This is a genomic window from Sulfitobacter sp. G21635-S1 (genome assembly GCF_027213915.1).
In the GTDB taxonomy this organism is placed as follows: Bacteria; Pseudomonadota; Alphaproteobacteria; order Rhodobacterales; family Rhodobacteraceae; genus Sulfitobacter.
In genome coordinates, this window is record NZ_JAPWGV010000002.1 from 273,395 (window position 1) to 299,646 (window position 26,252).

Here is a 26,252-nt window from a genome sequence, read left to right on the forward strand (position 1 = left end):
CATGGAACTGAAGGACAAGATCATCGTCGTCACCGGTGCCGCCAGCGGCATCGGACGCGCCATGTGCATCCGCTATGCCGAGGAGGGCGCGAAACACATCGCCTGCGTGGACCGCGACCTGAAAGGCGCGGAAGAAACCGCCGCAATGATGGGCGGCACCGCCCATATGGTGGATGTATCGGTCAAGGATCAGATCACCGGCATGATCGACAAGGTCGAGGCCGAGGTGGGCCCGATTGACCTGTTCTGCTCCAACGCGGGCATATCCGTGGCCGGTGGTGTCGAGGTGGAGGATGACGCATGGCAGCGCATCTGGGAAATCAACGTGATGTCCCATGTCTGGGCCGCGCGCCATCTGGTGCCGAAGATGGCCGAACGCGGCGGCGGATATTTCCTGAACACCGCCTCCGCCGCCGGTCTGCTGAACCAGGTCGGCTCGGCCCCCTACGGCGTGACCAAACACGCGGCGGTCGGCCTGGCCGAATGGCTGGCGCTGACCTATGGCGACCAGGGGATAAAGGTCAGCGTGCTCTGCCCCCAGGCCGTGCGCACCGAGATGACGCGCGGTCACGAGGACCACGTGGCGGCCATCGACGGCATGATGGAACCCGCCCCCGTGGCCGAAGCCTGTGTGCAGACGATCCGGGACGAGACATTCCTGGTCCTGCCACACCCCGAGGTGCTGGGCTACATGCGCAAGAAGACCGAAAACTATGACCGCTGGATCGGGGGCATGCGCAAGCTGAACCGCCGTTTCGGCGGGTTCGAGGAGTAAGCCAATGATCGGATATGCAACCATCGGCGTGGCGGACATGACCCGCGCCAAGACATTCTACGGCGCCTTGTTCGAGGGCAAGGCCAAGGTGGTGATGGATCAGGGGCGCATCGCCTTTCTGTCCTCGGGACGCGGCCAGCCGATGCTGGCCATGTGCGAACCCTACGATGGCAACGCGCCCAACCCCGGCAACGGCACGATGATCGCCTTCACCTGCACCGACAAGGCAGAGGTGGACGCGATGTACGCCCGTGCCCTGGCACTGGACGCACCGGACGAGGGCGCACCGGGCCAGCGCATCCCCGACCGGTTCTATGGCGCCTATGTGCGCGACCCGGACGGCAACAAGCTGTGTTTCTTTGTGTTTGGGTGAGCACATGGCCCACATCGGCCCTCAGGTCACGCTGAATGACCCTGCTTTCGTCCACGACAGCGCACTGCTTTTCGGCAAGGTGACGCTGGGGCCCGGCAGCTCTGTCTGGCCCTATGTCGTCACCCGTGCCGAGATGCATGAGATCATCATCGGCGCGCGCACGAATATTCAGGACCATGTGATGATCCACGTGGGCTATGCCACGCCGACCATTGTCGGGGAGGATTGCTCAATCACCCACCGCGTGGTTCTGCACGGCTGCGAAATCGGCGACCGTGTCCTGATCGGGATCGGCGCGACGATCATGGATGGTGCAAAGATCGGCAGCAATTCCATTGTCGCAGGCCATTCCATCGTGACCGAAGGATCAGAGTTTCCGGAAAATTCGATCATCGCCGGCAGTCCGGCGAGGTTGGTCAAAACGCGTGACAACGGCCCGGCCAACCTGGCAAATGCGCGCTTCTACCACATGAATGCACTGAACTATGCGCAAGGGATCGACCGCCTGACGGAAGACAATCTGCGCCAACTTCAGCCCTGATGAGACCGGGCTGCGGCCCTACCCGCGCCCCTTCAGCGGCCGCATCAACCCTTCTTGCGTCACCGATGCAGCCAGCTGGCCGTTCTGGTTGTAGATCAGCCCCCGGTTGAACCCGCGTCCGCCGCCCGTCCAGGGGGCGTCGAGGTCGTAAAGATGCCAGTCCGAGAATTCGATCGGCGCGTGGAACCACATGGCGTGGTCCAGGCTGGCGGTCATCACCTTGCCCTGGAACCAGGTCAGCCCGTGGGGCCGCAGCGATGACCCCAAGAGGTTCATGTCCGAGGCATAGGCCAGCAGGCAATGCTGCATCTGCGGCCCCTGCCCCTTGGCCGCCTCCATGCGGAACCACAATTGGTTGCGGTCATCCGCAGGGCCGGGTGAGAACAGGTCACGCGGCTCGATCTCGCGGATCTCGATGGGGCGCTCACGCAGGAAATCTTCGCGGTATTTCTCCGGGATGCGCGCCACATTGGCCTCGCGCAGGGCGGGACGGTCGGGCCAGTTCTCCGGCGGTTGCGCGTCGGGCATGGGGTGTTGGTATTCCCACCCCTCTTCCGCGATATGGAAGGAGGCCGACAGGTTGAAGATCTGCTTGCCATGCTGGATCGCAACCACCCGCCGGGTGGTGAAACTGCCGCCGTCGCGGGCGCGGTCAACCTGGTAGATCACCGGGATCGCCGGATCGCCCGGCCGGATGAAATAGGCATGAAGCGAATGGCACAGCCGGTCTTCTACCGTGCGGTAGGCCGCCATCAGCGCCTGGGCGATCACATGGCCACCAAAGATACGCGTCGTTGTCTCCCCACCCGACCCGATGCCCCTGAACAGGTCCACTTCAAGCTGTTCGATGTCCAGCAGTTCGAGCAATTCTTCAGCGACGGCGGTCATGTGAGGGCTTTCTCAGGTCAGGGCCCGTGCCTCGGCATAGGCGATAAAGAAATCAAAGCTGTCCGGGTTGGCCATGGAATCGCGGTTCACGACCCTGGCAGCATCGCCCCCCAACAATAACTTTTTGACCGGAACCTCAAGCTTCTTGCCCGACAAGGTGCGCGGCACTTCCTTTATCTCTATGATTTCATTCGGGATAAAACGGGCTGACACGCCACTGCGGATCGCGGCGTTGATCTGATCCTTCAGGGTATCATCCAGTGCAACGCCCGGTGCGGGCACCACGAAAAGCGGCATGAAGCTTTCGCGGCCCAGGAATTCAAGATCGACCACCAGCGAATCCATCACGCTGTCCAGCCCCTCGACCGCCTGGTAGATCTCGGCAGAGCCCAGCCGCAATCCCTTGCGGTTGATCGTGGCGTCGGACCGCCCATAGATCACACTGGCCCCTTCGGCATTGATCGAAATCCAGTCGCCATGGCGCCAGATGCCGGGGTAATCGGCAAAATAACTGTCGAACAGGCGGCTGCCGTCCTCGTCCCCCCAGAAATACAGCGGCATGGAGGGCAAGGGCTCTTTACAGACCAGCTCGCCCACCTCGTCCACCAGCGCATTGCCATGGGCGTCATAGGCATGCACCGCATTGCCCAGGGCACGGCATTGCATTTCGCCCGCGCGCACCGCCATGCCGGGATGGCCCAGCACAAAGGCCCCGGCAAGGTCGGTCCCGCCCGAGATCGGCGCAAGCCATTGATCCGCCTTCACGTCCCGGTAGATCCAGTCATAGGCATCCGACGACAACGGCGACCCGGTGGACCCGAGCGAACGCAGCGCGCTCAGATCGACATCGGTGCGCGGGGTCACGCCCGCCTTCATGCAGCCGCTGTAGAATGCGGCACCGGCACCGAAATAGGTGATCTTCTCCGCCGCCACAAAACGCCAGACAACGCCCATGTCAGGATGGTTCGGCGCACTGTCGAACATGGCGACGGTCGCCCCCTGCCCCAGTGCCATCCATTGCGAATTCCACATGATCCAGCCCGAAGAGGTCATCCAGCAGAACCTGTCCGCAGCTGTCAGGTCATGGTGCAGCGACTGCTTGGCCGCCTCAAGGATGATGCCGCCATGGCCATGCACGATGGGTTTGGGATTGCCCGTGGTGCCCGACGAATAAACGATCCAGAGCGGATGTTCGAAATCCACCTGTTCCGACAGGTACGGCATGTCGTCCCGCGTCAGGCTGGCCCAGGCGACATGGCCCGGCGGCAGCGCGCCCACCACCGGTACGGTCACGCATTGGGTAACGCTGGGCAGGCCCGCCGCGATCTCGGCCAGAATGGCGCGCCGGTCGATGGTCTTGCCCGCGTGCACATAGCCGTCCTGCGCGATCAGCACCTTGGGTTCGATCTGTTTGAAGCGGTCAAGGATGGCGACATGCCCCATGTCCGGTGCGCAGAGCGACCAGATTGCCCCGATGCTGGCCGTTGCCAGAAAAGCCACCAGCGCCGTGTCGGTGTTGGGCAGGATCGCGACAACCCGGTCACCGGTGCCCACCCCCATGCCGCGCAGCCGCGCGGCAACGCTTGCCACCTGGGCCCGCAATGCGCCCCAGGTCATCTCGCTCCGGCCAAAGGTCTCCGATTGCACGATCAGCGCAAGCTGGTCCTCGCGCCCTTCCACGTGTTTCATGATCTGGTCGACATAGTTCAGTCGCCCGCCGGTGCCCCATTCGGCCCCCGGCATCTGACGTTTGACCAGCAGCTTTTCCGGCCGAACACTGGCCCGCACGTCAAAGAAGTCCCAGATCGCCGACCAGAACCCTTCCAGGTCCTCGATGCTCCACCGCCACATGGCGTTGTAATCGTCGAAACTCAGGCCACGGTGATCGGCCAGCCAGCGCTCAAACGCGGCCATGGTGGAGGCCTCCCGGCGTTCAGCCGAAGGTGCCCAGAGCACCGGTGCCGTCATGTCAGCGCCCCATGCACCAGCGCCTTGAGCTGTGCGCGTGCGGGATAGGCGCTGCTGGGGATCAGCTGGGTGAAAAAGATCACCGAGAGGTCAAAGACCGGGTCGATCCAGAAAAAGGTCGAGGCCATGCCACCCCAGCTGAAATCGCCCACCGACCCCGGCGCACGGGCGCGGCCCGGATTCAGCAAGACGGCCCCGCCGATGCCGAACCCCATGCCTTCCATCGGCTGTTCGGCAAAGCTTTGCGGCCCCATGGAGGCGATTTCCCCCGGCAGATGGTTGCGCATCATGAAGTCGAGCGTCTTCGGCCCGATGATCCCGGCCCCGCCGGTGCGCAGCATTTCGGTGAACTTCAGATAATCGTCGATGGTCCCGACAAGGCCACCACCGCCCGACAGCAATGTGGCCTCCAGAAACGGGGATTTGTCCGCGCCGTCGATCAGGCGCAGGGTATCGCCGCCCTTTTCGATCTTGCCCACGGTAAAGCCCCCCTCCGCCATCGGGGTGTAGCAGGCGGCAAAGCGGTCGCGGGCGGCGGCAGGCACGGAAAACCGGGTTTCATCCATGCCCAGCGGGTCAAAGATACGCTCGACAAAAACCTCTTCCAGGGTCTGGCCGGTGACCACTTCGATCACCCTGCCGATCACGTCAATGCCCACCGAATATTCCCAGCGGCTGCCGGGCTGAAAGGCCAGGGGCAATTCCGCCAGCATGTCACACATCGGGGCAAGCCCCGACTGATTGGGGCGGAATTCCACCTTGTGCTCACCCATCAGCCCGCCCAGCACCCCCGGATTGAACGCATAGCTCAGCCCGGAGGTATGAGTCAGCAACTGGTGCAATGTCGGCGGCGCGCAGGGTTCGACCTGATCGGCAGCGGTGGCACCCGGCACGAGGCAGGTCATGTCAGAGAAAGCGGGAATGAAGTCCGACACCGGTGCGTCGAGGTGAAACAGGCCTTCTTCGACCAGCGTCATCAGGGCAAGGCTGGTGACCGGTTTGGTCATGGAATAGATGCGCGCCACGGTATCGCGTTCCCAGGGGCGCCGGGATTCGACATCGCGGTGGCCGGCCTGATGATAACATACCTCCTGCCCGCCCTGCACGATCAGGGCAGCGCATCCGGCAAGGCGGCGTTGATCCACATAGGACTGCATCCAGCCCGCGATCCGGTCCAGCCGCCCGGCATCAAATCCGCCCATGTCTCAGACCTCTAGCCATTCCTTGCGCACGTCTTCGCGGGCTTTCAACTCGGCCGGTGTCCCTTCGAACACCACCTGCCCGTGCCCCATCACATAAACACGATGCGCAATGTCCATGGCAATGGACAGTTTCTGCTCCACCAGCAGGGTCGAAATGCCCTTTTCCGCAATCGCCTTGAGCACTTCAGCGACTTTTTGCACCATCTGCGGTGAAAGCCCCTCTGTCGGTTCATCGATCATGACGAAATCCGGGTCCCCCATCAGCGTGCGGCACATGGTCAGCATCTGCTGCTCGCCCCCCGACAACACAGAAGCCTCGACATCGGCACGGCGATCGAGGTTCTCGAACATCTCGAACATCGCCTGCATGGACCAGCGCCCGGCACCGTCCTTCTGCCCCGGCTTCAGACCCAGCGTCAGGTTCTGCCGCGTGGTCAGACCGGGGAAAATGTCGCGGTTCTCGGGCACATAGCCGATGCCCATGTTGGCGATTTCATAGGCCTTCTTGCCCGCAATCTCCTTGCCTCTGAACTTGACCGAACCCTTCGGTTCGACCTCGCCCATGATGGCCTTGCAGGTGGTGGACCGGCCCACGCCGTTGCGGCCCAGAAGGGCCACGATCTCGCCCTCCTGCACGTTCAGGGACACGCCCTGAAGGATGTGGGACTTGCCATAATAGGCATGCATGTCGGTGACTTCGATCATCAGTGTTCTGCCTCCAATGCCGCGCCAAGATAGGCTTCCTGCACCTTGGGATCGCCGCGCACCTCTTCGGGTTTGCCTGTCGCGATGATTTCGCCGTAGACCAGCACCGAAATGCGGTCCGCGAGGCCGAATACGACACCCATGTCATGTTCCACCATGATCAGGGTCTTGCCCTCGGTCACCTTCATGATCAGGTCGGTGATGTAATCGGTTTCCGAATGGCTCATCCCGGCGGTGGGTTCATCCAGCATGATCACATCCGCACCACCGGCAATGGTGATCCCGATCTCAAGCGCACGCTGTTCGGCATAGGAAAGCGTACCGGCAGGCAGGTTGCGCCGCTCTGTCAGGTTGATCTGCTCCAGGATCGCCTCTGCCCCTTCGGTCAGGTCACGGCTGCGGTTCACCAGGTTCCAGAAGCTGTACCTGTACCCCTGCGACCAAAGCAGGGCACAGCGCACGTTCTCGAAAACCGTCATCTTGGGAAAGATATTGGTGATCTGGAACGACCGCGACAGCCCCTTGCGGTTGATCTGGTAGGGTTCCAGACCGATCAGGTCCTCCCCGTGCAGTTTCACGGTGCCTGCCGTGGGCTGGAAACGCGCGGTGATCAGGTTGAACAGCGTGGATTTCCCCGCCCCGTTCGGCCCGATGACCGCATGGCGTTCCGATTTGCCGATGGACAGGTCGATGCCACGAATGATCTCTGCCTTGCCAAAGCTCTTCTTGAGGCCGCTCAGTTCAAGTGCCGGGGTGCTCATGCGCTGCCTCCTGCCGTATTTGCTTCGTTCCAGGCATCCCGCAGCGCAGGCACATTGGCGCGGGTGATGCCAAGGGCAATGGCCGTCACCCCGAGGGCAATCACCCAGGGCAGGATGTCGTGGCTGTTGAACGTGGTCCAGAACAGCGTCATCTCATCGTCCCCATAGGCCGCGTGGCGCACATGGAATACCATTTCCACCAGCGCTGACAGACCAAGTATGCCAATCAGGGCCGGCAGCAGGGTCTTGAGGTAGGGCCATATCAGCAACCTTGCCTTGCCCAGTTTGAACACCGGCACATGCATCATCATCAGCCCGGCAAGACCGCCCGGAAAGAACATCACCGTGGCGACAAAAAGCGTGCCTGCATAAAACGCCCAAAGCTCCGTTTGCAGGCTGAGCACGGTCTGCAGCAGGGTAAAGGCGATGGCCCCGATGATCGGCCCGAAGAAGAAACCGACGCCGCCCAGGAAGGTCACCAGCAGGATGACGCCCGAAGACGTGGTGTTCAGGTTTTCCTCGGTCAGGATCTCATAGTTGATGGCAAAGAGCCCGCCCGCGATCCCGGCAAAGAACCCCGAGGCGACAAAGCTGTAGAACCGAACCCAGCGCGCCGAATAGCCCAGAAACTCGGCCCGTTCCGGATTGTCGCGCACGGCATTGGCCATCCGCCCCACCGGGGTACGCGACCACAGGTACATCAGTGCGGCCGCGATCAGGACCCAGGCGGAAATCAGGTAGTACACCTCGATCTGTTGCAGGAATTCGGTGCCGAAGAAGGGCCGCGCATAGGTCCGGTCGCCCGACACGCCTTCCTCGCCACCGAAGAAGGCGACGATGATCACCGAACAGGCGGCGATCAGCTCGCCCACGCCAAGCGAGATCATGGCGAATACGGTGCCCGCGCTGCGGGTGGAGAAACTGCCGACAATCATCGCCAGCCCCATGCCGAACAGCCCGCCAAAGACCGGCAGCACCGGCAAGGGCAGCGCCGCAAAGAAGTCGGAGGCATTCATGATGTGCATGCAGGCGAACCCGCCGACCCCGGCATAGACCGCATGTCCGAAAGACAGCATGCCCCCCTGTCCCAGCAGCATGTTGTAGGCCAGCGCAAAGATCACCGTGATCCACATCTGGTTCATGATGGTGATCGAGGAGTTGTTGGTGAAGATGAACGGCAGCACCGCCAGCAACACTGCCGCCACGATCCAGGGACCGAGGGTCAGGGTCATGGAACCGGCGCGCATCCGCTCGGATGGTTTGGTCGGGTCGGTGGTGATTTGATCGGTCATGAGTGACGCTTTCCGAAAAGTCCCGAAGGCCGGAAGATGAGGATCAGCACCATCAGGATATAGGGCAGAATGTCTGCGATCTGCGGGCTTGTGATGGTCCAGAAGTCGCGAAACACGCTCTCGTCCAGGTTCTCGGGTGTGCCGATGCCGATGCCGTTCAGGATATCGGCCATCTCGATGTTGTAGGATTTGGCGAAGGTGGTGATCCATCCGATCAGCAGCGACGCAACCAATGCGCCCCACAGGGATCCAAGCCCCCCGATCACGATGGTCACAAAGACGATGGACCCCAGCACAAAGGCCATGCCCGGAAAGGTGCCCAGCACCGGCCCTGCGATGACCCCGGCAACACCGGCCAGCGCCGTGCCGACACCGAATACCCCCATGAAGATCAGCGGCACGTTATGGCCCAGCGCCTCGACCGTGCGCGGATAGCTGAGCGCGGCCTGGATGATCATGCCCACCCGCGTCCGGGTCAGGATGTAAAGCAGCCCGATAAAGATCCCGATGGAGATGAAGATCATGAAAATCTTGTAGGCGGGAATGGAGTTGCCCGCGATGGCGAAGGCCGAGAAGTTCAGCGCATCAGGCACGAAATAGGGCATCTGGTTCTTGCCCCAGATGAACTGCACCAGTTCCTCGATCAGCAGGGCAAGGCCGAAGGTAAAGATCAGCTCCGGCACGTGGCCATATTGGTGCACCCGCCTGAGCCCGTATCGTTCGACCCCGGCGCCCAGTACGCCGACAATCAGCGGCGCCAGCAGCAAGCCCATCCAGAATCCCAGCGCGATGCTGATCTGATAGGCGAAATAGGCCCCCAACATATAAAAGCTGGCATGGGCAAAGTTCAGAACGCCCATCATTGAGAAAATCAGGGTCAGACCGGCAGACAGCATGAACAGCAGCAGTCCGGTTACCAGCCCGTCGATGATATTGACGAGAATGAGGTCCATTGGCCCCTCCGGCTAGGATATGGCAAGGTCGTGTGACGCGAATGAAAAGGTCCGTCCCCGGCAGCGCCGGGAACGGACCGGCAGCACCTTATTCGGGGCGCTTCATCTCGCAGGTGGTCGGGCTGTCCATGGAGGCCATCTCGATGGTTGACTCGTTGACAATGCCAAAACCGGACTGGTCGTAGTCGAAGTCGATGTTCTCATCGGTGTGGACGCCGACATGCATGTCCTGGATCAACTGGTGATCCTGCGGACGCATGAACAGTTTACCGCCCCACATGCTGTCATACTCCATGCCTTCCAGCTTGGAAGCGACGGCCACGACATCATCCGCTGTACCCGCTTCCTCGATGGCGGTCGCCAGCATGCCGATCACGTTGAAGATCCGGCTCTGGTCGATGTTGCCATCCGGGTATTTGGCTTCGAACGCCTCATAGGTGGCACGCGCCTCCTCGGAGCCGATCGGGTTGATGCTGCCCTGGGAAATCAGGCGAATACGACCCTTGCCGCTGTCACCGAAGGCCGCGGTCATGCCGGAGCCTGCCGCATAATAGGTATAGATCGGTCCTTCGAAACCGTTGTCGATGATCGCCTTGCCCAGACCCAGCATGTCAGCGCCCCAGTTGCCGGTAATCACGGCATCCGCACCGGATGCAACGATCTTGCGCGCGTAGGGGGTGAAATCCTTGACCTTGCCGATGGGGTGCAGCTCGTCGCCGACAATTTCGATGTCGGCACGTTTTTCGCCCAGCATCTTGTTTGCCGCATCAGACACGGCCTTGCCGAAGGAATAGTCCTGACCAATGATATAGACCTTCTTGATGTTCTCGTCCGCGACGATCACATCGGTCAGCGCATCCATCTTGATGTCCGCGTTGGCGTCGAAACGGAAGTGCCAGAAGTTGCATTTCTCGTTGGTCAGCGCCGGGTCAACAGCAGCGTAGTTCAGGAACAGAACGCGGCTGTCGGGGTTGCGCTTGTTGTGCTTCTCGATCGCTTCGGTCAGCGCGTTCGCCACGCCGGAGCTGTTGCCCTGCACGATATAGCGAATGCCCTGGTCAATCGCGACCTGCAGCTGGATCAGGGATTCCTTGGGGCTGATCTTGTTGTCGAAACCGACAACTTCAAACGTGTCGCCGTCCAGAACGCCGCCCTTCTGGTTGACCATATAGTCGGCCGCGAATTCGAACTGATGCAACCCGTTTGTACCGGTGCTTGCGAAAGGTCCGCTCAGCGGGTCGATGAAGGCGATCTTGATTGTTTCGGCAAAGGACGCAGAGGCGCCCACAATAAGTGACAGGGCCGAGACCACGCCCAGCTTGGTGATATTTTTCATATATTCCTCCCTATGGCGACCTGTTTTGCGTTCGCTTGGGACGCTTCCGGTCGCAGGCTGAGCCTTGCATACCAGAGGCCAAAGTCAAGGCTGGTGATGGCATCCGACCTAGCGTCACTTCATCCGAAAATCCGGCGCTGCCCCACATTCGGGCAGTGACCTCACTTTGCGCATCGGCACGAATTTCCCGATAAGGCGCTGAAATTGAATAATAAATGGAAACAGGTGCTTGGAAAGGCATGGATCCGAAGGGGCGAAATGACTGTAAAAAAAGCATTTTCCCGGTTTTTTTAACCCGTGAATACTGCGCGTTTTCTCTCGCGAAAACGTGAGAAATCGGATCGAAAATCACGATTTTTTCACCGTCGCGAAATATTATGACTTTTACGCATTCCGCTGTGCGAAACAAATGTCCGCTTACTTTCAGGCGATTCTCTGCGGCCTGACGGCGCTCTCAGCCGCGCAGGCTGATCAGCTCCGCCGCCTTGATCAGGCGGGGCGCATAGACGGTTTCAAGCTGCTTTTTCTTGACCCCGAACGAGGGTCCGCCAACGTTCAGCCCGTAGACGCGTTTGCCATCGGTGCCCATCACCGGCACGGCGATGCCGTTCACATCGCTGCGCCAGTCACCGTAGCTGGAGCAGAACCCCTTGGCCTTGTACTCGCTCAGGCCGGCCTTGTAATTCGCCCGCCCTTCATCTTCGACATCCTGCCCCTGTTGCGCTGCAACCTGGAAGATCTGTTCGCGTTCGGCATCCGACATGCCCACCAGGATCGCCCGCCCGATGGCCGATCTGAACAGCGGCAGGCGCGACCCGATCCGCATTGTCAGGGAGACCCCTTCGAATGAATTCTGGGTGGCGATGTAAATCACGTCCAGCCGGTGCTGTTCGCCCAGCGCCACGGTGATATAGCTGTTCGGCCCGTCCCGAAGCGCGCGCATCTCCGTCTCGGCCCGGGCAGAAATATCCATTGAATTCAAGGCGCTGAACCCAAGCTGAAGCACACCGGAACTCAGCCGGTAGGTTCCGACCCGCGCATCGGCCACAAGGTAATCCAGCGCACAGAGCGTATGGGTCAGACGCGAGATCGTGGCCTTGGGCAGGCCCGTCCGCTCCGAAAAATCCGAATTTGTCAGCGTCACCTCATTGGGTCGGAAACAGCGCAGGATATCCAGGCCGCGCGCCAGTGCGGTCACGAAATTCCGGTCTTTGCCTTCGCCGAGGTCGGTGCCAAATTCGTCCATAAGTCTCTTTACCGCTTGAGTGAATCCACCCCGTGCTGCGCAAAAACGGGAACATATTGTCCCAGCTTCATGGCCCGCTCGGGGTTTGAGGCATTGCCGTCCAGCGCGCGCTTGTGAACGCCCTGGATGATCGCCGCCATCCGGAAAAAATTGAATGCCAGATAATAGCCGAAATGGTCGATACCTTTCAGACCGCGCCGCTGGCAATAGGCCGCGATGAATTCTTCGTCCGAGGGCAGGCCCAGCGCCGCCCGGTCAAGCCCGCCCATACCGCGCCCTTCGGCGCCCGCGGGCATCTGCCATTGCATGATGACCGCCGCCAGATCGGCAAAGGGGTGGCCAATGGTGGACAGCTCCCAATCCAGCACCGCCCGGCAATCGGTGGTCTGCGCGTCATAGATCATGTTGTCGAGCCGGTAATCCCCGTGCACCAGCCTGCGCTGGCCATCGTCTTCGGGGCATTCGGCCACCAGCGCCTTCATCAGATGGTTCATCGCCGGGATATCCTCGGTCTCGGAGGCCTTGTACTGCTTGCTCCACCGCCCCACCTGGCGTTCGAAGTAATTGCCCACCGGTCCAAAGTCGCTCAGCCCCACGGCGTCGATATCGACCTCATGCAGGGCGGCCAGCACGCGGTTCATCTCGTCGATGATCCGGCCCCGGTCCTGCACCGACACGCCGTCCATCGTGGGCTGGTTGAAATTGCGCCCCGGCACATGGTCCATGATGTAAAAGGCCGAGCCGATCACCGCGTCATCCTCGCACAGCAGATGCATCTTCGCGACCGGCACATCGGTGTCCGCCAGCGCGCGCTGCACGCGAAACTCGCGGTCGACCGCATGGGCGGATTTCAACAGGACCCCCGGGGGCTTGCGCCGCAGCACGTATTTCCGGCTGGGGGTTTCCAGCAGGAAGGTCGGGTTCGACTGACCGCCCTGGAATTTGGTGACAGCCGTCAGCCCGTCAAAGCCCGGAAGATTGTCACGCAGATAGGCGCTGACGGCGGCTTCGTCCAATGTCTGTGTGTCTGCGCTCATGACCAGATCCTTAACTGTAACTTAGCAGTTCCGCACCCGCAGCGTGCGAAAAATGCGGTGTGGCGTTGAACTCATGCAGGGAAAAACTGCTGCCCGAGAACATGAAACGCGTGATGGAGGAATTCTTGACCTGCAGGTTCAGGTTCATCATCTGGGCGATGGGTGCGCCAAGCGATGCAGCCGTCAATTGCCCGATGACGCCCCCCGATGAGATCACCAGCACCCGCCGGGCATCCGTATCGGTGGCAAAGACGCGGGCCGCCTCGACCCGTGCCGCGAACTCACCCCAGGTCTCTGCCGCCCCGTCAAAAGCATCCTCCTGCCACTCGAAAATGGTATCCCGCAGCGCCCGGAAATGGGTCTTGCGGTCCCCCTTGACCAGTTCCGGCACCTTCCCGCGATAACGCGCATGCAGCAGGTCGTGAAAATCGTATTCGTTGAAGCCGGCGTGCTCCTCCGGGGTGGCGGTGAACCCCATGGCCGACAGCGTGTCCTTCTGCCGGGTCAGCGTGCCGGTGATCAGACGGTCCGGCACCCAATCCATGTCACGCAGCACCGCGCCCACGGCAGCCGCCTGCCGCTGGCCAAGGTCGGACAGCACGTCGTAATTGTCCTGCCCGAAGGAGGCCTGCCCATGGCGGATGACAAGCAATTCAGCCATGGCGCTCCCCTGCAGGAGGCAGGAAATCCGCGGGACATCCGTTCCCGGCCCCTATCGTATCAAGCATATCCTTCACGAGAACTCCGCCGCCAGTTTCCGGCCCGCAGCGAGGTATTCGTGCGCCATCCGGTCGACGATTTGACCCGCAGGGCCCACCGATTTCACCGCGCCAATGCCCTGCCCGGAGCCCCAGATGGTTTTCCATGCTTTCGGCTTTTCACGGTCCTGACCAAAGTTCATCGACGATGCATCCGCCGTCGGCAGATTGTCCGGATCCATCCCTGCATTGCGGACCGAATCCTTGAGGTAATTGCCCCAGACCCCTGTGAACAAAGAGGAATAAACAATATCCTCGGCCCCGCCCGAGACGATCATCTGCTTGTAGGCGTCGTCGGCGTTGGCTTCGTCCGTGGCGATGAAGGGCGAACCGGTATAGCCCAGATCGGCCCCCGCCGCGCGGGCGGCAAGCAGCGCCTCGCCCGTGGCGATGGCACCCGACAGCGCCACCGGCCCGTCGAACCATTCGCGGATTTCACGCATCAGGGCAAAGGGCGATTGCTGCCCCGCATGCCCCCCGGCCCCGGCAGCCACAGCCACCAGACCATCCGCGCCCTTTTCAATCGCCTTCCTTGCGAAAGTGTTGTTGATGATGTCGTGCAGCACGATGCCGCCGCAGGAATGCGCGGCCTCGTTCACCTCTGTCCGGGCGCCCAGCGAAGTGATCCAGATCGGCACCTCGTGTTTCGCGCAAATTTCCAGATCCCGCTCAAGCCTGCCGTTCGACCGATGCACGATCTGGTTCACCGCATAGGGCGCTGCCGGGTGATCGGGGTTCGATTGGTTGTGACGGTCCAGCTCCTCGCGGATTTCGGTCAGCCAGGTGTCGAGCAACGGATGCTCGCCCTCCGCCTCGCGGGCATTCAGCGCGGGAAAGGCACCGACAATGCCCGCCTTGCACTGCGCAATCACCAGTTTCGGCACCGAAATGATGAACAGGGGAGAGGCGATCATGGGCAAGCGCAACCCTTGCAGTGCCTTGGGCAGATGGGAATCGTCGCGGGGCATCGTGGCTCCTGTCAGGGTCATGTTGACGGTCAGGGGGCGGGTGAACCCGCCCCTCTTGTTGGCAAAGCGCAAGGGGTTACAGAACCTCGAACAGGCCCGCAGCCCCCATGCCGCCGCCGACACACATGGTGCAGACCACATATTTGGCACCGCGGCGCTTGCCCTCGATCAGCGCATGGCCGACCATGCGGGCGCCCGACATGCCATAGGGATGCCCGATGGAGATCGCGCCGCCGTTCACGTTCAGCAGTTCATCCGGAATCCCCAGCACATCGCGCGACTGGATCACCTGCACCGCGAAGGCTTCGTTCAGCTCCCACAGGCCGATGTCATCCATCGTCAGCCCATGCGCCTTGAGCAGCGGCGGCACGGCATAGATCGGGCCGATGCCCATCTCGTCGGGCTCGCAGCCCGCCGCCATCACGCCGACATAGCGGCCCAGCGGCTGCAGGCCCATCTGCTCGGCCTTCTTCGCCTCCATCACCACGGTGGCAGAAGCGCCATCAGACAATTGCGAGGCGTTCCCGGCGGTGATGTATTTGCCTTCCGCGATGTGGATGCCGTTCTTGTGTACCGGCTGGAGCCCCGCAAGGCTTTCCGCCGTGGTGCCGGGGCGGTTGCCCTCGTCCTTCTCAAGCGTCACCTCATGTTCGGTGATCTCCTTGGTTTCCTTGTTCTGCACCATCATCTTGCTGGGCAGCGGCACGATCTCATCGTCGAACTTGCCCGCTTCCTGCGCCAGATGGGTCAGCTCCTGCGACCGCGCGGCATATTCGTCCTGACGCTCGCGGCTGACGTTATAGCGTTCGGCCACGGTTTCCGCCGTCTCCAGCATCGACATGTAGATTTCCGGCTTGTGCTCTTTCAGCCAGCCGTCCGCCTTGACCCGCATTTCCGGGGTCTGCACCATCGAGATGCTTTCCACCCCGCCGCCGACAACCACGTCCATGCCGTCCATCACCACCTGCTTGGCCGCCGTGGCAATCGCCATCATGCCGGAGGCGCATTGGCGGTCCAGCGACATGCCTGCAACTGTCACCGGCAGGCCCGCCCGGATCGCCGCCTGACGCGCGATATTGCCCGCCGAATGGCCTTGCTGCAGGGCCGCACCGATGATGCAGTCCTGAATCTCGGCAGGGTCCACCCCGGCACGCTTGACCGCATGTTCGATGGCATGGGCCGCCAGCGCCTGCGGCGTGGTGTTGTTGAACGCCCCGCGATAGGCCTTGCCGATCGGGGTGCGGGCTGTGGATACGATGACTGCGTCGCGCATGGGTAATCTCCTATGTTACCAGTCGAGCTTCAGGCCACGGGCCTGCGCTGCATTGAGGGCGTATTTCTTGGTCTGGCCGAAGGCGTCGCCCAGTTGTTCTTGGTCCTTGGGATTGCGGATGTCGTCGAACCGCGCCGCCACTTCCTCGGGTGTGTTGTCTTCGCCCATCAGGGTGATGCCGCGCGTCTCATAGACCCGCGTTTCGGCAAAGCTGCCCGCGCCGGCCCCCAGAATGACCTGGCTGGGGCCATCCTCGCTGACCAGATACAGCAGACCGGGCGTGATGGTTTCAGGGGCCAGCAGCTCCTGCGCCTCGGCCGGCAGCAGATCGGCGGTCATCCGGGTGGCGGCGGTGGGGGCCAGCGTGTTCACCCGGATGTTGTCGCGCGCACCTTCCATGTGCAGCACGTTCATCAGCCCCAGCATCGCCGCCTTGGCCGCGCCATAGTTCGACTGACCGAAGTTGCCATAAAGCCCCGAGGCGGAGGAAGTCAGCACGATACGCCCGTATTTCTGTTCGCGCATATGCGGCCAGCAGGCATGGGCCACATTGGCCGACCCGATCAGATGCACATCCACCACCTTGCGGAAGGCGGACATTTCCATCTTGGCAAAGGTCTTGTCCAGCAGGATGCCCGCATTGTTCACGCAGATGTCGATGCGGCCCCAGGCGTCCATCGCCTGCGCCACCATATCCCTGACCGCAGCCTCGTCAGACACATCGGCGCCATGGCTCATCGCCTCGCCGCCCATTGCCTTGATCTCGGCCACCACGGCCTTGGCCGCCTCTGACGATGTGCCGGTGCCGTCGCGGGCCACGCCCAGATCGTTCACCACAACCTTCGCGCCGCGCGCGGCAAGACCCAGCGCATGAGACCGGCCCAGGCCGACGCCCGCACCGGTGACAATCGCCACCCTTCCATCAAACCGGATATCAGCCATCAGTGCAGCGCCTGTTCAAAGATGTTGGGGCCGGACATCACGTTGATGCCGCCCGACACCGGGATCACCGCGCCGGTCACATAGGCCCCGCCCCGTCCGCAGAGGAACAGCATGCAGCCCGCGATATCCTCATCCCGGCCCACGCGCTTCAACGGCACGTCGTCGCCGACCCTGCTGCGCATGTCTTCGTCATGGGTGGCAAAGGCGGTCATGCGGCTGACAAAAGGTCCGGGGGCCAGCGCATTCACGGTGATCGCCTCGCCCGCAAGCTCCTTGGCGAGGATCTTGCTCAGGTGGATCACGGCGGCCTTGGAGGCGGCATAGCTGTAGGCGCCATCGCCCATCTCGCGCTCGCCCATGACGGAGCCGACATTGACCACCCGCGCGGGGTCATCCACGCTGCCCGAGGCGCGCAGCATCGGCAGCAGTTTCTGCGTCAGGTCGAACAGCCCCGCCACGTTCACGTTCATCACCTTTTCCCAGGCCTTGAACGGGAAATCGCCCAAGGGCGCGCCCCAGGTGATGCCGGCATTGTTCATCAGGATGTCCAGCCGGTCGGTGTATTGCTGCACCGTCTTGACCAGCGCATCGACGCCCGCTTCGGTGCCGACGTCCCCGGCAAAACCAACCGCCTTGCCGGATGCGCCCATGGCGTTCAGCTCTTTCGCGACAGCTTCGCAGGCCTCACCCTTGCGACTGGCCAGCAGCACCGTGGCCCCGGCGCGCACCAGCCCTTCTGCGGCCATCCGGCCGATGCCGGTGGCCCCGCCGGTGACCAGCGCCACTTTGCCCTCAAGACCGAATAACGTGTTGATATCCATTTAAAACCCCCTTGCCGCTGCGACCTGTTCGGCGTGATAGCTGTAGTCGCCCAGCCATTCCGCACCCACCCGCGCGCGTTTCATGTAGAACCCCATATCATAGGCATCCGTCATGCCGATGCCACCGTGCATCTGCACCCCTTCCTGCACCGCCAGCGTCGCCGTCTGGGTCGCGCGGGCCTTGGCCAGCGATATCGCCAGCGCCGCATTCTCCGGGTCCGCATCCATCATGCGACCCGCATTCAGGATCGCCGATGCCGTCACCTCGATCTCGCACCACAGATGCGCCGCCCGATGCTGAAGCGCCTGAAAGCGGGCGATTTCCACGCCGAACTGCTTGCGCTCCTTGATGTAGCCCACGGTCATGTCGAAGGCCCCGGCAGCCAGCCCCGTCATCTCGGCGGCAAGCGCGCCCTGGCCGGCCATCAGTGCCGGTTTCAGCACCTTCATCGCCTGATCGACCTGGCCCAGCACATCCTCGCCCGTGGCCTCCACGTCATCAAAGGTGATCCGCGCCGCATCGCGGGCGTCGATCATATTGCTGCGGTCGCGGGTCACACCAGCACGGTCCGCCGGGATGTCGAACAGGGTCAGCCCGTTCTCCGTCCGCGCCAGCACCAGCAGCCGGTCGGCCATCGCGCCATCGACGACAAATTGCTTCTTCCCGCTCAGCCGGAAACCATTCCCATCCGCGCGCGCTGTCATCTGCGTGGCCTCGGGATCGAACTTGATCCCCTCATCCACCGCCAGAGCATAGGTCGCCTCACCCGCCGCGATGCGCGCCAGTGCTGCCTCCGCACGGGCATCGGCTACCTGCCGCAGGGCCGTGGCCGCGATCACGGCACTGGAGATGAAGGGGCTGACCGTCAGCGTCTTGCCCATTTCGCGCGCCAGCACATTGGCGGCGGCGTACCCCATGTCAGAGCCACCCTGCGCCTCCGGCACCAGCACCCCGGCCCAGCCCATCTCGGCCATTTCCTTCCAGAGCGCCGCATCATGGGTCTCGTTCGCATCGCGCATCTTGCGCAGCTTGGCGACCGGTGCCGCGCCATCCAGATACCCGCGCGCCATATCGGCGAGCATGGTTTCTTCTTCCGTCAGTACAAGTTTTTCCATGATCCTACCCCGGCAATCCAAGAACGCGGCGCGAGACAATCGACAGCATCACCTCGCTGGTGCCACCCTCGATCGAATTCGCCTTGGTGCGCAGCCAGTCGCCTGCGCGGTTGCCCAGCGGGCCATCCCATTCCAGCGCATCCGATCCACCTGCCGTCATCATCAGCTCGTGCCGCCGCTTGTTCAGCTCGGTGCCCATGTATTTCAGCATGGCCGAGGCATCGCCCGCGCCCTGCCCGGCCTCTGCCTGATCCTTGTAGCGTTCCAGCGTCAGGCCGATGGCCAGCGAATCAATCTCGCAGCGCATCGCATCGGCGCGCAGGGTCGCGTCGCTGATCCCCTCCATGGTGTCATTGATCACCGCACCCAGCGCGCGACCGCCACCCGACAGGCCCGCGCCACCACCGGAAATCATCTCGCGCTCATGGGTCAGCAGGTATTTCGCCACGTCCCAGCCGCGATTCTCTTCGCCCACGATCTGATCCTTGGGCACCTTCACATCGGTAAAGAAGGTCTCGCAAAAGGGTGAAATGCCGCTGATCATCTTGATCGGGCGCGTCTCGACTCCCGCGTCTTCCATGTTCATCAGCAGGAATGAAATGCCCTTGTGCTTGGGCGCCTCGCGGTCGGTGCGCACCAGCGCGAAGATCCAGTCGGCCTTGTCCGCGTAGGAGGTCCAGATCTTCTGCCCGTTGACCAGCCAGTGATCGCCCCTGTCCTCGCCTTTGGTCTGCACATTGGCCAGATCGGACCCGGCACCGGGTTCGGAATACCCCTGGCACCAGCGGATTTCACCGCGTGCGATTGGCGGCAGATAATGCAGCTTTTGTTCATGAGAGCCAAAGTGCAGCAGCGCCGGGCCCAGCATCCAGATGCCGAAACTCTGCAACGGCTTGCGCGCATTGATACGGTCCATCTCCTGATGGAATATCTTTTCCTGCGCCCGGTTCAGCCCCGCCCCGCCATAGTCCTTCGGCCAGGTCGGCACGGTGTATCCCCTGGCGGCGCAGCGTTCGAGCCACTGCTTTTGCGCATCTGACGTGAACTGCCAGTTCTTGCCGCCCCAGCAGATGCCGTTTTCGGTCATCTTGCCATCCCGCATTTCCTGCGGACAGTTTTCCTCAAGCCATGCGCGCAACTCTTCGCGGAACGCATCGGGCGTCGTTTCGGCACTCATATATGTCTCCCTCCCAAGGGAACGCTGCGTCACTTCCCGCCGCATCATTCCGCAGAGCAGAATGCCCTTTCGAAATTGGATTGACAAGAAGAGACGCTGCGTCCCCTACTGAGGCGCAACCGAATTCGGGAGGAATTACAGATGAAAGCGATGCTGAGCGAAGCACCGGGCGGACCGGAAACACTGGTCCTGAAAGAGATCGACACACCCGAGCCCGGCAAGGGCCAGGTGCGGCTGCGGGTGCATGCCGCCGGGCTGAACTTTCCCGACACGCTGATCATTCGTGACATGTATCAGATGAAACCGCCACGCCCCTTTGCACCGGGCGGCGAAGTCGCGGGAGAGATCGAGGCCGTCGGTGACGGCGTGGCGGACTTTGCCCCCGGCGACCGGGTGCTGGCGATGACCGGCTTTGGCGGCTTTGCCACCCATGTGGTGGCGGATGTGACCAAGGTCATCAAGATCCCCGATGACATGCCCTACGAGGAAGCCTCCTGCCTGGTGCTGACCTATGGCACATCGCATCACGCGCTCAAGGACCGCGCGGCAATCCAGCCGGGGGAAACCCTGCTGATCCTCGGTGCCGCAGGCGGCGTCGGCGCGGCGGCAATCGAGTTGGGCAAGGCGGCGGGCGCACGGGTGATCGCCGCCGTTTCCTCCGAGGAAAAGGCGCAGTTCTGCCGCGACCTCGGCGCGGACGAAACATTGATCTATCCGCGCGAGCTGGACCGCGATGCGCAAAAGGAGTTTTCCAGCCAGATCAAGAAACTGGCAGGCGGTGACGGCGTCGATGTCGTCTATGACGCCGTGGGCGGCAATTATGCCGAACCTGCCGTGCGGGCGCTGGCCTGGAAGGGGCGGTTCCTGGTCGTGGGTTTCCCGGCGGGCATTCCCAAGCTGCCGCTGAACCTGACCCTGCTCAAGGGCTGTCAGATTGTCGGCGTCTTCTGGGGCGCGCATACCGCCCGTGAACCCTTGGCCCACGCAGAGAACATGCAGGATCTGTTCCGGATGTATGCGGATGGTCAGATCAAGCCGCGCATTTCCGCGCGTTTCCCGCTGGAAAAGGCGGCAGAGGCGCTGGAAATGATGCAGGACCGCAAGGTGCTGGGCAAGGTCGTGGTGACGGTGGCGTGAGAAAGATCCGGCGGGCGCTGCCGCCCCCCGGGCATCTTGTCACTCAGCGCCGTTCAAAGATGCGACACATCGTTGAAACCCCGCAGGATCATCTGGTCCCCCTGCACCACGAGACGGCTGATCGAGCCGTTGTCGGCCCCGGAGAAGCCGAAGGGCCGGGACTCGGTGGCGAGGGCCAGCGCCGCGCCGATCACACCGCCGTGCACGACGACCGCCACCAGTTCGTCGGGATGCGCCGCCGCAATCCGCGTCAGCCCGCGCCGCACGCGGCCGAAGAAGGCATCGCGCGGCTCCGCCCCCGGAAGCGCGCCCCAGTCCTGCAATTCGCGCATGCGCAGGATGACCGGATCATTCTCGGCGGCGCGGAACCGGTATTCGCCGCCGTCCCAATCGCCCAGATGCACTTCGCGCAGGTCCGGCTCGACCCTTGGCGTCAGACCCAGCGCCCCGGCCAGCGGGGCCGCCGTCTGATGGGTGCGCTGCATGGTGGTCACATAGATCGCGCGGATCGGCTGATCCTTCAGCCGCGCCGCGACGGCCTGCGCCTGCGCCTCGCCCTCGGGGCGCAGTGCCGGGTCGCCCTGCCCGTCCACCATCGGGAAATCCTGCCCCCGGATCGCCGCCTGCGTCTCACCATGCCGGATCAGCAACAGGTCAGCGGCCCCCGACGGGGGCTGGAACCTGTGCTGGCGCGCTTCATTGCTCATACCTCACTCCTTCTCAATTCAACCCAATAGGACATATCCCATGACAAATCGCCAGATCGTGATTGCCGAACTGCCCAGCGATGCGCTGACCCCCGACCATTTCAGGATGACGGAAACCGCCATGCCCGAACCCGGCGCGGGCGAGGTGCTGCTGCGGGTGATCCTGATGTCCATCGACGCGGCAAACCGGTCCTGGATGAAGGGCGCGACCTACCGCGCCGCCGTGCAGGCGGGAGATGCCATGCCGACCTATGCCATCTGCGAGGTCATGGCCTCCAACAGCCCCAAACTCTCCGTCGGTGATCTTGTGGCGGCGGAGGCGACATGGTCCGACTATGTCACCCTGCCCGCGCACAAGGCCCAGAAACTGCCGAAGGTGCCGCAGCTTTCGCATCTGATGTCGGTCTATGGCATCGCGGGAAAGACCGCCTATCACGGGCTCATCTCCATCGGTCAGCCGGTGGCGGGCGAAACCGTGCTGGTCTCTGCCGCTGCCGGGTCGGTGGGGGCCTATGTGGGCCAGATCGCCAAGGCGCTGGGATGCCGCGTGGTCGGCATCGCCGGCGGCGCGGAGAAATGCAAATGGGTGCAGGAGGAACTGGGCTTTGACGCCTGCGTCGATTACCGCGAAGGCGGATTGTCGCGGGCACTGGCCGAAGCCTGCCCGGACGGGGCGGATGTCTATTTCGACAATGTGGGTGGCAAGGTCCTGGAATCCGCGCTGAATGTCATGAACGAAAAGGGCCGTATTGTCTGCTGCGGCGCGATCAGCCAGTATGATACCGACGCCCCCTCCGGCCCGCGCAACCTACCCGGCGCGATTGTGGTGAAACGGCTCCGGATGGAAGGGTTCATCGTGATGGATTTCGCCCGCAACGACGCCAAATGCCTGCGCGCCCTGCAGCATTGGGTGGCCAGCGGACAGATCAAGGTCACCGAGGATATCGTCGAGGGGCTGGAAAACGCACCGGCGGCGCTGATCGGCCTGCTGGCCGGTGACAACAAGGGCAAGCGCATGGTGCGCGTTGCCGCCGACCCAAGCTGAAGGAGCAAGGACGATGTCCGCCATGCAAGAGGCCCTCGCGGCCAGCGAGAAACTGATCGGCACCGAAGTTGGTGTGTCGAACTGGATTCTGGTCGATCAGGCGATGATCGACCAATTCGCCGAAACCACCCATGACATGCAGTGGATTCATGTGGACCCGGAACGCGCCGCCGCCGAGACGCCCTTTGGCGGCGCCATCGCGCATGGGTTCCTGACCCTGTCGCTGGCCAGCCGCTTTGCCTATGATTGCTTTTCGATGCTGCCGGGGCAGGTCATGGGCGTGAACTATGGCATGAACAAGCTGCGGTTTCTCAAACCCGTGTTGGCCGGATCGCGACTGCGGGGGCGCTTTACCCTTCAGGCCGTGCGCGCGCGGGGCAAGGAAAAGATGATGCGCGAGAACCTTCTGACGGTCGAGATCGAGGGCGAGGAAACCCCCGCCCTGATCGCGGAATGGCTTGGGCTGGCGGTGTTCAAGGATTGAGGCAGCGCCCTCCTGCAGTGCCGCACCCTGCAAGCAAAGCGACGCAGCCTCCCCACGGCTGCATCCTGCGGCACCTTGCGCCATGTCCCCCGCAAATGAAGACATGTCATATTTGACAGGTCTTACATGACATGTCTTCACGAGAGGCATTGCGGCCCCGCATGCCGCGCACCCGGGTCCCGAGGCGCCATGCGCACCCCGGCCACATACGCCCGGCAATCACCCTGTCAGAGCAACTTTTCCAGCAATGCCCGGGTATTCTCTGCCGTCATCTTCACCGGATTGCCACCCGTGCTGGGGTCGGCCAGCGCCCCCTTGACGACACGGTCCATGTCCAGGTTTTCGATCCCCATCTCGCTCAGCGATTTCGGGATACCCATCGAGGCATTCAACGCGTCCACGAAGGCCGCGAACCCGTCAAAGCCCCCGTCGATGCCCAGATAGCGCGCCGCGCGTTCGATCACGCCCTCGATCTCGGGCCGGTTGAACTGCAGCACCGCGGGCATGCAGACCGCATTCGTGGTGCCATGATGCGTGTGGTAGATCGCCCCGATCGGATGCGACAGCGCATGGATCGCCCCCAACCCCTTCTGAAAGGCCGTTGCCCCCATCGCCGCCGCCGCCATCATCTGCGCCCGCGCCTCGATATCGCTGCCATCCGCATAGGCACGCGGCAGATAGTCCTTGACCAGCCGCATCCCTTCCAGCGCCATGCCCTGCGACATCGGATGATAATGCGGCGAGGAAAACGCCTCGACACAATGGGCAAAGGCATCCAGCCCGGTCCCGGCGGTGATGAAGGGCGGCATGCCCACCGTCAGCTCCGGGTCGCAGATCACGACACGCGGCAGCATCCTGGGGTGAAAGATGATCTTCTTCTCCGCCGTGTCGGATTTGGTGATGACGCTGGCGCGGCCCACTTCCGATCCGGTCCCGGCGGTGGTGGGCACCGCCACGATGGGCGCAATCGCCTCCGCGTCGGCCCGTGTCCACCAGTCGCCGATGTCCTCGAAATCCATCAGCGGACGCGTTTGCCCCGCCATGAAGGCGATGACCTTGCCCAGGTCCAGCCCCGAGCCGCCGCCAAAGGCGACCACCCCGTCATGCCCGCCCTCGCGGTAGACGCGGACACCTTCTTCGGCGTTCCTGTCGGTGGGATTCGGGTCCACCTCGGCAAACATCGCGCGGCCCAGACCCGCCGCTTCCAGCAGGTCCAGCGTGCGCGTGGTGATGTCCATCGCCGCAAGCCCCCGGTCGGTGACCAGCAGCGGCTTCCGGATGCCCGCGGCAGCGCAGGCCTCCGCAATTTCCGAGATACGTCCGGCACCAAAGCGGACAGCGGTGGGATAGGACCAGTTGGCGGTAAGCGTCATGGGTCAGGCTTTCTTGAGATGGTATGATTTGGGACGTGTAAGGTTGTGATAGCCGATCACCGACAGGCCCCCGCCGCGTCCGGTGTCCTTGCAGCCGGTCCAGCACAGCGCCGGGTCCAGGTAATCGGCACGGTTCAGGAAAACGGTGCCGGTTTCGATCCGGTCGCCCAGCGCCTCGGCAGCCGCCGCGTCGCCGGTCCAGATCGAGGCGGTCAGCCCATAGTCGCTGTCATTCATCAGCGCCACCGCCGCATCGTCGTCGGAAACCCGCATGATCCCCACCACGGGGCCAAAACTTTCCTCGCGCATGACGCGCATGTCATGGGTCACATCCGTCAGGATCTGCGGCATCAGATAGGCTCCGCCATCCTGGGGGAAAAGCGCAGGGTTGATCAGCGCCTTGGCACCCATTTCCACCGCCTCTGCGGTCTGGGCGCGCACCAGGTCGGCAAACCGCGGCTGCGCCATCGGGCCCAGCGTGGTCTCCGGGTCCAGCGGATTGCCCAGCTTGTAGCCCTCGACGATGGACACCGCCCTGGCGACAAAGGCGTCATAGACGTCCTCGTGCACATAGATCCGCTCGATCCCGCAGCAGCATTGCCCGGCGTTGAACATGGCCCCGTCGATCAGGGTTTCCGCCGCCGCCTCGACATTGGCATCCGCCCGGACATAGCCGGGGTCCTTGCCGCCCAGTTCCAGCCCCAGACCGGTAAAGGTCCCGGCCGCCGCGCGTTCGATCGCCTGACCGCCACTGACCGAGCCGGTGAAATTCACAAAGCCGAAAGATTTCGCCGCAATCAGGTCAGAGGTGGTCTGGTGGTCCAGGAACACATTCTGAAACACCGCCTCCGGCACCCCTGCCGCGTGGAAGGCTTCGGCCAGCCGCTCGCCCACCAGCGGGGTCTGGCTGGCGTGTTTCAGCATTACCGCATTGCCCGCGATCAGGGCAGGCGCGACCGTGTTGATCGCGGTCATATAAGGATAATTCCAGGGCGCGATCACCAGCACCAGACCATGCGGCACCCGTTTGATCACCCGGCGAAAACTGTCGCTGTCCTCGATCCCGATATCCGCCAGCGCCTCCGAGGCGATCCCGGCCATGTAGGTGGCGCGCTCGTTGAAGCCGCCGAATTCGCCGCCATAGCGCACCGGCCGGCCCATCTGATGCGCCAGCTCCGGCACGATGGCATCGTTCATCGCGCCCACATTGGCGACACCCGCCTGCACCCGCGCGATCCGGTCTTCCAGCGGCAGCGCCGCCCAGGTGGCCTGGGCCGCCCGCGCCTCGGCCACGGCGCCTTTCGCCTCGGCCAGCGTCAGGGTGGGCCGCTCGGCAAAGACCGACCCGTCGATGGGAGAAATACAAGTGATCAT

Annotated in this window: 26 protein-coding genes; 6 read left to right on the forward strand and 20 right to left on the reverse strand. The window is 62.8% G+C overall.

Annotated features, from left to right (window positions below; genetic code table 11):
- Position 1 precedes the first annotated feature (1 nt).
- The 3 genes from O4H53_RS03595 to O4H53_RS03605 are packed head-to-tail and all read left to right on the forward strand — an operon-like array spanning position 2 to position 1,689.
- Complete coding sequence (locus O4H53_RS03595; RefSeq protein WP_269361474.1) at positions 2–775, forward strand: SDR family oxidoreductase; 774 nt, start codon at positions 2–4, stop codon at positions 773–775.
- 4 nt (positions 776–779) lie between these two features.
- On the forward strand, positions 780–1,148 hold the full coding sequence (locus O4H53_RS03600) for a VOC family protein (protein WP_269361475.1): 369 nt from the start codon (positions 780–782) through the stop codon (positions 1,146–1,148).
- A gap of 4 nt (positions 1,149–1,152) precedes the next feature.
- Positions 1,153–1,689 (forward strand): gamma carbonic anhydrase family protein, encoded by a 537-nt coding sequence (locus O4H53_RS03605; protein ID WP_269361477.1) that lies wholly within the window; start codon positions 1,153–1,155, stop codon positions 1,687–1,689.
- Between the two features lie 18 nt (positions 1,690–1,707).
- On the opposite strand, the gene O4H53_RS03610 is transcribed toward O4H53_RS03605, so the two are convergent.
- The 17 genes from O4H53_RS03610 to O4H53_RS03690 form a co-directional block, all read right to left on the reverse strand.
- On the reverse strand, positions 1,708–2,577 hold the full coding sequence (locus O4H53_RS03610; protein ID WP_269361479.1) for an acyl-CoA thioesterase: 870 nt from the start codon (positions 2,575–2,577) through the stop codon (positions 1,708–1,710).
- 12 nt (positions 2,578–2,589) lie between these two features.
- Positions 2,590–4,545: an acetoacetate--CoA ligase gene (locus O4H53_RS03615; RefSeq protein ID WP_269361481.1), complete on the reverse strand. Its 1,956-nt coding sequence runs from the start codon at positions 4,543–4,545 to the stop codon at positions 2,590–2,592.
- Entirely contained in the window at positions 4,542–5,747 is a 1,206-nt protein-coding gene (locus O4H53_RS03620) for a serine hydrolase domain-containing protein (protein ID WP_269361483.1), read from the reverse strand. Before O4H53_RS03620 ends, O4H53_RS03615 begins: the two co-directional genes overlap by 4 nt.
- A 3-nt stretch (positions 5,748–5,750) precedes the next feature.
- Positions 5,751–6,455: an ABC transporter ATP-binding protein gene (locus O4H53_RS03625; protein ID WP_331284217.1), complete on the reverse strand. Its 705-nt coding sequence runs from the start codon at positions 6,453–6,455 to the stop codon at positions 5,751–5,753.
- Positions 6,452–7,213, reverse strand: coding sequence for an ABC transporter ATP-binding protein (locus tag O4H53_RS03630; RefSeq protein WP_269361485.1), 762 nt, complete (start codon positions 7,211–7,213; stop codon positions 6,452–6,454). The genes O4H53_RS03625 and O4H53_RS03630 overlap by 4 nt, the downstream gene beginning before the upstream one ends.
- Positions 7,210–8,505 carry a branched-chain amino acid ABC transporter permease gene (locus O4H53_RS03635; protein ID WP_269361486.1) on the reverse strand — a complete coding sequence of 432 codons (1,296 nt, stop codon included), beginning with the start codon at positions 8,503–8,505 and terminating at the stop codon, positions 7,210–7,212. The genes O4H53_RS03630 and O4H53_RS03635 overlap by 4 nt, the downstream gene beginning before the upstream one ends.
- Positions 8,502–9,458 (reverse strand): branched-chain amino acid ABC transporter permease, encoded by a 957-nt coding sequence (locus tag O4H53_RS03640; RefSeq protein WP_269361487.1) that lies wholly within the window; start codon positions 9,456–9,458, stop codon positions 8,502–8,504. The genes O4H53_RS03635 and O4H53_RS03640 overlap by 4 nt, the downstream gene beginning before the upstream one ends.
- Positions 9,459–9,546: 88 nt before the next feature.
- Positions 9,547–10,794, reverse strand: coding sequence for a branched-chain amino acid ABC transporter substrate-binding protein (locus O4H53_RS03645; protein WP_269361488.1), 1,248 nt, complete (start codon positions 10,792–10,794; stop codon positions 9,547–9,549).
- A gap of 454 nt (positions 10,795–11,248) precedes the next feature.
- Positions 11,249–12,040 (reverse strand): IclR family transcriptional regulator, encoded by a 792-nt coding sequence (locus tag O4H53_RS03650; RefSeq protein ID WP_269361490.1) that lies wholly within the window; start codon positions 12,038–12,040, stop codon positions 11,249–11,251.
- 8 nt (positions 12,041–12,048) lie between these two features.
- Positions 12,049–13,077: a phosphotransferase family protein gene (locus O4H53_RS03655; protein WP_269361491.1), complete on the reverse strand. Its 1,029-nt coding sequence runs from the start codon at positions 13,075–13,077 to the stop codon at positions 12,049–12,051.
- Positions 13,078–13,087: 10 nt separating this feature from the next.
- Positions 13,088–13,738 carry a histidine phosphatase family protein gene (locus O4H53_RS03660; protein ID WP_269361492.1) on the reverse strand — a complete coding sequence of 217 codons (651 nt, stop codon included), beginning with the start codon at positions 13,736–13,738 and terminating at the stop codon, positions 13,088–13,090.
- Between the two features lie 72 nt (positions 13,739–13,810).
- Positions 13,811–14,803, reverse strand: a complete 993-nt coding sequence (locus tag O4H53_RS03665) for an NAD(P)H-dependent flavin oxidoreductase (RefSeq protein ID WP_269361494.1) — start codon at positions 14,801–14,803, stop codon at positions 13,811–13,813.
- Between the two features lie 76 nt (positions 14,804–14,879).
- Positions 14,880–16,076 carry an acetyl-CoA C-acyltransferase gene (locus tag O4H53_RS03670; RefSeq protein ID WP_269361496.1) on the reverse strand — a complete coding sequence of 399 codons (1,197 nt, stop codon included), beginning with the start codon at positions 16,074–16,076 and terminating at the stop codon, positions 14,880–14,882.
- A gap of 15 nt (positions 16,077–16,091) precedes the next feature.
- Positions 16,092–17,018, reverse strand: a complete 927-nt coding sequence (locus tag O4H53_RS03675) for an SDR family NAD(P)-dependent oxidoreductase (RefSeq protein ID WP_269361498.1) — start codon at positions 17,016–17,018, stop codon at positions 16,092–16,094.
- On the reverse strand, positions 17,018–17,839 hold the full coding sequence (locus O4H53_RS03680) for an SDR family oxidoreductase (protein ID WP_269361500.1): 822 nt from the start codon (positions 17,837–17,839) through the stop codon (positions 17,018–17,020). The genes O4H53_RS03675 and O4H53_RS03680 overlap by 1 nt, the downstream gene beginning before the upstream one ends.
- Entirely contained in the window at positions 17,840–18,955 is a 1,116-nt protein-coding gene (locus tag O4H53_RS03685) for an acyl-CoA dehydrogenase family protein (RefSeq protein ID WP_269361502.1), read from the reverse strand.
- Positions 18,956–18,959: 4 nt separating this feature from the next.
- Positions 18,960–20,132 carry an acyl-CoA dehydrogenase family protein gene (locus O4H53_RS03690; protein ID WP_269361504.1) on the reverse strand — a complete coding sequence of 391 codons (1,173 nt, stop codon included), beginning with the start codon at positions 20,130–20,132 and terminating at the stop codon, positions 18,960–18,962.
- Between the two features lie 141 nt (positions 20,133–20,273).
- Between O4H53_RS03690 and O4H53_RS03695 the strand changes: the two genes are divergently transcribed.
- A complete protein-coding gene (locus tag O4H53_RS03695) occupies positions 20,274–21,269 on the forward strand; it encodes an NADPH:quinone oxidoreductase family protein (RefSeq protein WP_269361506.1) in 996 nt (331 codons plus the stop codon).
- Positions 21,270–21,322: 53 nt separating this feature from the next.
- Here the strand turns inward: O4H53_RS03695 and O4H53_RS03700 are convergent, their stop codons facing one another.
- The gene (locus tag O4H53_RS03700) at positions 21,323–21,976 is read right to left on the reverse strand and encodes a histidine phosphatase family protein (RefSeq protein WP_269361508.1); all 654 of its coding nucleotides are present in this window, start codon (positions 21,974–21,976) and stop codon (positions 21,323–21,325) included.
- 40 nt (positions 21,977–22,016) lie between these two features.
- On the opposite strand from O4H53_RS03700, the gene O4H53_RS03705 reads away from it, so the two are divergent.
- Positions 22,017–23,021: an NADP-dependent oxidoreductase gene (locus tag O4H53_RS03705; RefSeq protein WP_269361509.1), complete on the forward strand. Its 1,005-nt coding sequence runs from the start codon at positions 22,017–22,019 to the stop codon at positions 23,019–23,021.
- Between the two features lie 13 nt (positions 23,022–23,034).
- The gene (locus tag O4H53_RS03710; RefSeq protein WP_114275324.1) at positions 23,035–23,505 is read left to right on the forward strand and encodes a MaoC family dehydratase; all 471 of its coding nucleotides are present in this window, start codon (positions 23,035–23,037) and stop codon (positions 23,503–23,505) included.
- A gap of 227 nt (positions 23,506–23,732) precedes the next feature.
- Here the strand turns inward: O4H53_RS03710 and O4H53_RS03715 are convergent, their stop codons facing one another.
- On the reverse strand, positions 23,733–24,878 hold the full coding sequence (locus O4H53_RS03715; protein WP_269361511.1) for an iron-containing alcohol dehydrogenase: 1,146 nt from the start codon (positions 24,876–24,878) through the stop codon (positions 23,733–23,735).
- A gap of 3 nt (positions 24,879–24,881) precedes the next feature.
- Positions 24,882–26,252 (reverse strand): aldehyde dehydrogenase family protein, encoded by a 1,371-nt coding sequence (locus tag O4H53_RS03720; RefSeq protein ID WP_269361513.1) that lies wholly within the window; start codon positions 26,250–26,252, stop codon positions 24,882–24,884.

Bases quoted from the DNA above. Each gene is read 5' to 3' on its own strand.
- O4H53_RS03595 (WP_269361474.1), top strand. From the start codon at position 2: ATGGAACTGAAGGACAAGATCATCGTCGTCACCGGTGCCGCCAGCGGC.
- O4H53_RS03600 (WP_269361475.1), top strand. From the start codon at position 780: ATGATCGGATATGCAACCATCGGCGTGGCGGACATGACCCGCGCCAAG.
- O4H53_RS03605 (WP_269361477.1), top strand. From the start codon at position 1,153: ATGGCCCACATCGGCCCTCAGGTCACGCTGAATGACCCTGCTTTCGTC.
- O4H53_RS03610 (WP_269361479.1), bottom strand. From the start codon at position 2,577: ATGACCGCCGTCGCTGAAGAATTGCTCGAACTGCTGGACATCGAACAG.
- O4H53_RS03615 (WP_269361481.1), bottom strand. From the start codon at position 4,545: ATGACGGCACCGGTGCTCTGGGCACCTTCGGCTGAACGCCGGGAGGCC.
- O4H53_RS03620 (WP_269361483.1), bottom strand. From the start codon at position 5,747: ATGGGCGGATTTGATGCCGGGCGGCTGGACCGGATCGCGGGCTGGATG.
- O4H53_RS03630 (WP_269361485.1), bottom strand. From the start codon at position 7,213: ATGAGCACCCCGGCACTTGAACTGAGCGGCCTCAAGAAGAGCTTTGGC.
- O4H53_RS03635 (WP_269361486.1), bottom strand. From the start codon at position 8,505: ATGACCGATCAAATCACCACCGACCCGACCAAACCATCCGAGCGGATG.
- O4H53_RS03640 (WP_269361487.1), bottom strand. From the start codon at position 9,458: ATGGACCTCATTCTCGTCAATATCATCGACGGGCTGGTAACCGGACTG.
- O4H53_RS03645 (WP_269361488.1), bottom strand. From the start codon at position 10,794: ATGAAAAATATCACCAAGCTGGGCGTGGTCTCGGCCCTGTCACTTATT.
- O4H53_RS03650 (WP_269361490.1), bottom strand. From the start codon at position 12,040: ATGGACGAATTTGGCACCGACCTCGGCGAAGGCAAAGACCGGAATTTC.
- O4H53_RS03655 (WP_269361491.1), bottom strand. From the start codon at position 13,077: ATGAGCGCAGACACACAGACATTGGACGAAGCCGCCGTCAGCGCCTAT.
- O4H53_RS03660 (WP_269361492.1), bottom strand. From the start codon at position 13,738: ATGGCTGAATTGCTTGTCATCCGCCATGGGCAGGCCTCCTTCGGGCAG.
- O4H53_RS03665 (WP_269361494.1), bottom strand. From the start codon at position 14,803: ATGCCCCGCGACGATTCCCATCTGCCCAAGGCACTGCAAGGGTTGCGC.
- O4H53_RS03670 (WP_269361496.1), bottom strand. From the start codon at position 16,076: ATGCGCGACGCAGTCATCGTATCCACAGCCCGCACCCCGATCGGCAAG.
- O4H53_RS03675 (WP_269361498.1), bottom strand. From the start codon at position 17,018: ATGGCTGATATCCGGTTTGATGGAAGGGTGGCGATTGTCACCGGTGCG.
- O4H53_RS03680 (WP_269361500.1), bottom strand. From the start codon at position 17,839: ATGGATATCAACACGTTATTCGGTCTTGAGGGCAAAGTGGCGCTGGTC.
- O4H53_RS03685 (WP_269361502.1), bottom strand. From the start codon at position 18,955: ATGGAAAAACTTGTACTGACGGAAGAAGAAACCATGCTCGCCGATATG.
- O4H53_RS03690 (WP_269361504.1), bottom strand. From the start codon at position 20,132: ATGAGTGCCGAAACGACGCCCGATGCGTTCCGCGAAGAGTTGCGCGCA.
- O4H53_RS03695 (WP_269361506.1), top strand. From the start codon at position 20,274: ATGAAAGCGATGCTGAGCGAAGCACCGGGCGGACCGGAAACACTGGTC.
- O4H53_RS03700 (WP_269361508.1), bottom strand. From the start codon at position 21,976: ATGAGCAATGAAGCGCGCCAGCACAGGTTCCAGCCCCCGTCGGGGGCC.
- O4H53_RS03705 (WP_269361509.1), top strand. From the start codon at position 22,017: ATGACAAATCGCCAGATCGTGATTGCCGAACTGCCCAGCGATGCGCTG.
- O4H53_RS03710 (WP_114275324.1), top strand. From the start codon at position 23,035: ATGTCCGCCATGCAAGAGGCCCTCGCGGCCAGCGAGAAACTGATCGGC.
- O4H53_RS03715 (WP_269361511.1), bottom strand. From the start codon at position 24,878: ATGACGCTTACCGCCAACTGGTCCTATCCCACCGCTGTCCGCTTTGGT.
- O4H53_RS03720 (WP_269361513.1), bottom strand. From the start codon at position 26,252: ATGATCACTTGTATTTCTCCCATCGACGGGTCGGTCTTTGCCGAGCGG.